A 6,418-nucleotide genomic window follows, 5' to 3' on the forward strand; every position below is an offset into this window, starting at 1 on the left:
TTGTAACACCGTTCAATATATTGAACGGTGTTACAAATGATTTAATTCACCTTTGCTCCATAACATCTCGCGACTGCAACCGCCTGCGCTATATCTAATTTCACGTTTTTTAAATCAAAAGCTTTAAAATCAACTCTATCAACTACAGCTCCTCTTAAATCCGCCCCACTAAGTTTCACCTTACCTAATTGTGCGCCCGTTAAATCCGCTTCACGCAAATCTGCTTTTTCTAAATTACATTCATATAGGTCAGCTTCAATTAAACGAATACCCTTTAACATTTGTTTACTTAAGTTCGCAAACCTTAAATTCGTATATGACCAATCGCCTGATATAATTGTTATTCCGTCTAAATTCGCCTCTTCGAAATCCGAACCAGTCATTTTACATTCTTCAAACTTAGATACAAATAAATTCGCACCAAAAAACCTACAATTAGCAAACGTAGTTCCTTGATGGATAGAAGCATTAAAAAGAGTACCAGTAAAATCACATTCTATGAAATTACAATTTTTAGTAAAAACTTCTGATGCATCTATTCCTCTAAAACGGCATTTTATGAAGGTACAATTTTTCAATTCCTCGTCTTTTATCCAGACATCTTGAAAATCTATTTCTACATATTCTTTATTTACAAATTCACTCATAATCAATCCTCCAATTTTTCAAAAAACCTCACTTCAGCATGAAGTGAGGTTTCTTCTTATACAATATGCTCATCTAACCATGAAATCAAATCTTGAAATACATCTTCTCTATTCACTTCATGGAACATTTCATGTCTACCATTTTCATATAAACGAAGTGTTACATCTTTCAAACCACATTTTTTATAGTTTTCGTATACTTCTTTTACACCTTTCCCCATATCCCCAACAGGATCACGATCACCAGAGAATATATGTATTGGAAGATTTGTTGGTGTCTTCTTGTATTCTTCTATTTTATTTACTTCTAGAACTCCATGAAACAATTCTCGGTAAAAACTAGTCGTGCAAATGAATCCACATAACGGATCCGCAATATACTTATCAACTTGATGAATATCTGAAGATAACCAATCAAATTTCGTACGATTTGGCTTAAAGTGTGAGTTGAAGTTTCCGAAAGATAAGAAGTTCAGCATCGGACTTTTCGTTTTCTTTCCGCGAAGTTTCATCTCAATTGTCGCTACTTTATGACCGATACTTCCTAAAAGCCCTGGATTTCCACCAGTTCCTGAAATAAGGAATCCATCATATAATTCACCTTTAAGTTGTACAGCACGTCTTGATAAAAAAGAACCCATACTATGTCCAAGTAAAAATAACGGGCATGTCTGCTCTTCTTTTATCATTTCCGAAACAAAGATAACATCAGAMACAGCCTGATTCCAACCTACATTTGGTTCAAAATGACCATAGTCYTCTTCYCTTTTYACTGTTTTTCCATGCCCTTTATGATCATGAGCATAAACACCATATCCTGCTTCTAATAAAGCATCAATAAATTCTGTATAAACACCTGCATGTTCTGTCATACCATGTGCAATTTGAACAATTCCCCGCGGATTTCCTTCTGGTAACCATTTACGCAAGTAAATTTCCGATTTATCCAATGCCGTAACGAAATTTTCCTGTATGCTCATTCCGACAGCCTCCAAATCTATTATGTATATCTTTTTTTATAATGAATAAACATTCATTATTCTTATTATGTATTATATGCAATTGCTTTCATTATGACAAATGATCTATTTTTCCGATTACATATTAAACTATTATCTTGACGAATCTAAAATAAAATTATATAGTTACTTACATAAAGTAATTAATATATTTTTAGGAGGTTTTAATCATGATGCCCTCACTATTTTTAGCACATGGATCACCTATGCTTGCTATTCAAGATACAGACTATACACGCTTTTTAAAGACACTTGGAGAAACATATAAACCGAAAGCTATTGTTATTTTTACCGCTCACTGGGAAAGTGAAGTATTAACGATCTCCTCTTCAGATGAAGTATATGAAACAATTTATGACTTTGGAGGTTTTCCTCCTGAGTTATACGAAATCAAATATCATGCGAAAGGCTCTTCTAGCATTGCGTCTATGCTAGAAACAAAATTTAAAAACAGAGGCATTCCAGTCCATCATAATATGACGAGAGGTTTAGATCATGGTTCATGGACACTCCTGCATCGTATGTACCCAGAAGCCAATATTCCTGTCGTACAAATATCAGTMAATCCATTCCTTCCTGCAAAAGAACAATTTGAAATTGGAGAAGCACTAAAAGGACTTGGACAAGAAGATATTTTAGTAATCGGCAGCGGAGTTACTGTTCATAATTTACGAGCATTAAAATGGAATGAAACAACTCCGGAACAATGGGCGATTGAATTTGATGATTGGATTATAAATCATATGCATACTAGCGATAAAGATGCATTGTTTAACTGGGAAAGAAATGCTCCTCATGCACAATTAGCTGTACCAAGAGCGGAACATTTTGTTCCTCTATTTATCGCGATGGGTAGTGGTGAGAACGACGGTACGGTCATTCACCGTAGCTACGAGCTTGGTACATTAAGTTATCTTTGCCTTCAATTTTAATGAAAAAGGATGAAGCAATATTGCTTCATCCTTTTCCTGTTTTTCATTCACATAGTTAACTAACTTCCAAATGTCGTTTCTCTGATACCTCTTCGTTCTTACTATGAAAATAAACCCAAATGCACGCAATAAATAATAGTGATGATGTAGAGAAGAAAACATATTGGAAGCCTGCATGAGCTGCAATTTGTCCACCAAGTACTGGCCCAATCATATTTCCTAAAAACTGAAACGATTGATTATATCCAAATATTCGTCCCGTTACATGGGTTGGCGTATGTTGTTTTAGTAGAGTTTGTACGGAAGGTAATAGTCCTGCTTGTGCAATACCTAATAAAAAGCGAAGAATTAATAGTTGCCAAGCTGAGGTTACAAATGCTTGCGGAATAAAAATAATTCCTGCAGCAAACAACGCTACAACTAACGTTTTTTGAGGTCCAATATGATCTGATAATCTTCCTAGCTTAGGAGCTGCTAAAATTACTGCTAATCCTGTCGCAGACATGACTGCACCTGCAAGCATTTCAATATGATCTGTTCCTGGTCCTGCCAAATGCTTTACGTACAACGTAATAATAGGTTGAATCGACATATTTGCAAGCTGAATAATAAACGTCGCTACAAATAAACTTATTATTAAATGTTTTGCAGGGACCATCGTCCATACTTTTTTCGGCTGTGCCTTTTTTTCTTTAGCAGAATGTTTCTCCTCATGTAAGAAGAAAAAGACGATAAGAAAGGAAAGGAATAAGAAAGCTCCTGTAACTAGAAAAACATGGCGCATTCCAATTAACTCTGACAAATAACCTCCGAGTATCGGCCCAAGTAATGAACCGCTCACGCCTCCAGTTGAAATTGTAGAAATTGCCCAACCTGAATGTTCTTGCGGAGTTTCTGCAGCAATAAGTGTCATCGCTGTAGAAAGGAAACCTGATACCGATCCCATTAAAAACCGAAGTGCGACTAATTGATACACATCTGTCACAAACCCCATAAGCGTCATAATTATCGCCATACCAAGGCTAGCACGTATAAGCATCAATTTCCGTCCATGTATATCACCGAGCTTTCCCCATATCGGTGATACAATCGCACCCATTAAAAATGTTACACCAAATGCAAGTCCCGACCACTGTGCAATACTAGCAGTGCCGGTCACCCCTAATTCCTCAATATAAAAAGATAAAAAAGGAATTACTAAACTCATACCGGCTGCAGTGGTAAAACAACCTAGCCAACAAATCATTAAATTTCGTTTCCAGCTGGCCATTTTCACACCTTCTTTCATTAGATACCCATTCTACACCGTTTCCTGGAAAAAGTTTAGTAATTTGCTTTATACATAATAAAACTCTATCCCTTTGCATCTTGTCCTATAATTGCATACTCATATCCGCTTTTCTTCATGTTATATAAACAATGATTCAATAACGTCTTCCCAACACCGTTCACACGATTATGTTTCGCTGTACCCATCGGGCCAAACAACCCTTTCTTTCCTCTCACAACATCATAACAAGCGAAACCAATGATTTCTCCTCCTTGTTCAGCAATAAATATAGGTAACTCCTCTTTATATGTCCGAAATCCATAATCTAAAGATTTTAACCAACGTTCACCAAATTCATCCTTAACAAAACGTGACAACTTTTCAAAATCAGAAGAGATCGCTTTTCTAATATTACAGCTTAAACTATTACAAATAGGATCAAATATTGTTAATGCAACCGTCAAGTCTCTTGGTTCAGATGTAATTTGCAACAGATCTTTTTTCATCTTTTCACTTATAACCTTATCAATAACTGTATCCCCTTGAAAAATTGCATATAWAACATGCCCTTCATTTATTAYTAYTTGCTGRAAACGTTCCATMCGTTTCTTCGCTAYTTGTAAAAYTTCTATCGTCTTATTTGAAACTTTAAACTCCCCAACATTTATGTATTCTATTTCATTTGCATAATATTGTTGGAGTAACGATATCTTTGCTAAAAAACCCATACCCACCGTGTGAAATAAATACATATGTAACTCCGCGCAAACTCCAGTACCTTCCTTACAAGCTCCTATAAATAGATGAACTGGATGGATAATACCTTTACTACACTCAGCCTCTTCTGCTGCAATCTCCAATATTTTATATGCACGTTTTGTAAATTGGAATTCCATCATCTATATCCCTTCCCCTAATGACTTATTATCAAACCATAACCGTATATAATAGAAACAATTACTCCAACCATTAATATGCCTGGAAGTAAATTTGCCACTTTAATTTTAATAAATCCAAGTAAGTTTAATCCGATTGCGAATATCATAATACCGCCAGTAGCCGTCATTTCCACTATAAATTGATTCATTAATTCTTTTGGAACAAAACTATTAATTTGTGTTGCAAAAACTGCAATACCTCCCTCATATAAAATCACTGGAATCGCTGAAAATACTACGCCAATTCCTAGAGTTGTCGTTAATATAATAGAAATGAATCCATCGATAATCGCCTTTGTAAATAAAATATCATGATTTCCGCGAATCCCACTGTCSARTGCACCAAGTATSCCCATCGCWCCRATTGCAAAAATWARMGTRGCTGTTACAAASCCTTCTGATATGCTCCCTTTCCCTTTCGATCCAACTTTATTTTCTAGCCAATCCCCTAACAGTTTTAACCTTTCTTCTAATTGTAGCCATTCTCCGATTACCGTACCAATAACTAAACTTAGTATGACAACAAGAAAATTTTCACTTTTTAATGCCATTTGAAGTCCAAGTACAGTAACCGCTAAACCRATTGCATGCATAATTGTTCCCTTCATACTTTCTGGAATCSYACTAAATAATTTWCCWAGTAAAGTACCAAATATAATACAAATCCCATTTACAACTGCTCCTAATATAACCATTTCTCATTCTTCACCCTTCGAATTCTTTATTTCTATATTTTGGTTTATACATTGATTTACAGGTTACCTATATGTTAACGTAATATTGTGAATATTAACAAACGTTTTTCACTACATAACCCGCTATTTTTTTGTAACTATACAAAGACTGATTGCCTTTAGTAGATTCATTGTTAATCTAATTGCGGGATAAACTCAAAAGGGAAGGTATTTATGAAAACTTTACTAAAACGATTTCTGTTAATAGCCTTTTTCATTACACCAATTGTTTTATTAATCAACTACTCTTTTATTTCAAAAGCGAAAGACAAACCTGATATTCAAAACAAATCTAGTAAAACAGCTTCAAAAAGCGAAAAGAAAACCGAAGACCCTGAAATCACACTCACCTTCTCTGGTGATACAATGTTCGATTGGCAATTACGTCCCGTAATCGAAAAAAATGGGGCTGATTATCCATTCCAACACGTAAAAGAAGAAATAACGAAAGCTGATATTTCTTTTGTTAATTTAGAGTCAGCATTTACAACGAGAGAACAAAAAGTACCTGGGCAACAATTTTGGATTAAAAGTGATCCATCCACACTACAAGCCATTAAAAACACCGGATATGACATCGTGAACATTGGCAATAACCATACGCTTGATTATGGGCAAGATGGACTACTAGACACCATTTCTCACGTCGAAAAATTAAAACTACCTTACACTGGAGCCGGAAAAAATGCTGAAGATGCTTATACCGCTCGTGAACTAACTGTAAAAGGAAAAAAGTTTAAATTTCTTTCCTTTGTACGCTTTATGCCCAACTTTAATTGGGTAGCTGGTGACAATAAACCCGGCGTTGCAAACGGATATGACCTAGATCTTGTAACAAAAACGATTCAAGAGCAAAAGAAAGATGCTGATTATGTAAT

Annotated in this window: 7 protein-coding genes; 2 read left to right on the forward strand and 5 right to left on the reverse strand. The window is 35.2% G+C overall.

The genetic code is table 11. The annotated features are described in order from the left end of the window. Positions 1 to 41: 41 nt before the first annotated feature. The gene (locus AC1DJR_RS20235) at positions 42 to 647 is read right to left on the reverse strand and encodes a pentapeptide repeat-containing protein (RefSeq protein ID WP_002031189.1); all 606 of its coding nucleotides are present in this window, start codon (positions 645 to 647) and stop codon (positions 42 to 44) included. A 56-nt stretch (positions 648 to 703) separates the two neighbouring features. Continuing rightward, positions 704 to 1,627: an alpha/beta fold hydrolase gene (locus AC1DJR_RS20240; RefSeq protein ID WP_429686769.1), complete on the reverse strand. Its 924-nt coding sequence runs from the start codon at positions 1,625 to 1,627 to the stop codon at positions 704 to 706. Positions 1,628 to 1,836: 209 nt separating this feature from the next. Between AC1DJR_RS20240 and AC1DJR_RS20245 the strand changes: the two genes are divergently transcribed. Continuing rightward, positions 1,837 to 2,598: a DODA-type extradiol aromatic ring-opening family dioxygenase gene (locus AC1DJR_RS20245; protein ID WP_429686767.1), complete on the forward strand. Its 762-nt coding sequence runs from the start codon at positions 1,837 to 1,839 to the stop codon at positions 2,596 to 2,598. Positions 2,599 to 2,653: 55 nt separating this feature from the next. Here the strand turns inward: AC1DJR_RS20245 and AC1DJR_RS20250 are convergent, their stop codons facing one another. The 3 genes from AC1DJR_RS20250 to AC1DJR_RS20260 form a co-directional block, all read right to left on the reverse strand. Next, positions 2,654 to 3,868: a multidrug efflux MFS transporter gene (locus AC1DJR_RS20250; RefSeq protein WP_002165978.1), complete on the reverse strand. Its 1,215-nt coding sequence runs from the start codon at positions 3,866 to 3,868 to the stop codon at positions 2,654 to 2,656. Between the two features lie 83 nt (positions 3,869 to 3,951). Further along, positions 3,952 to 4,767, reverse strand: coding sequence for a GNAT family N-acetyltransferase (locus AC1DJR_RS20255; protein WP_477003354.1), 816 nt, complete (start codon positions 4,765 to 4,767; stop codon positions 3,952 to 3,954). Between the two features lie 14 nt (positions 4,768 to 4,781). Then, positions 4,782 to 5,501 carry a DUF554 domain-containing protein gene (locus tag AC1DJR_RS20260; RefSeq protein WP_477003355.1) on the reverse strand — a complete coding sequence of 240 codons (720 nt, stop codon included), beginning with the start codon at positions 5,499 to 5,501 and terminating at the stop codon, positions 4,782 to 4,784. 213 nt (positions 5,502 to 5,714) lie between these two features. Between AC1DJR_RS20260 and AC1DJR_RS20265 the strand changes: the two genes are divergently transcribed. Beyond that, a partial coding sequence (locus tag AC1DJR_RS20265; protein WP_477003356.1) for a CapA family protein occupies positions 5,715 to 6,418 on the forward strand: 704 nt, incomplete at its 3' end.

The sequence above is a fragment of the Bacillus sp. 05T31 genome, from assembly GCF_056396725.1.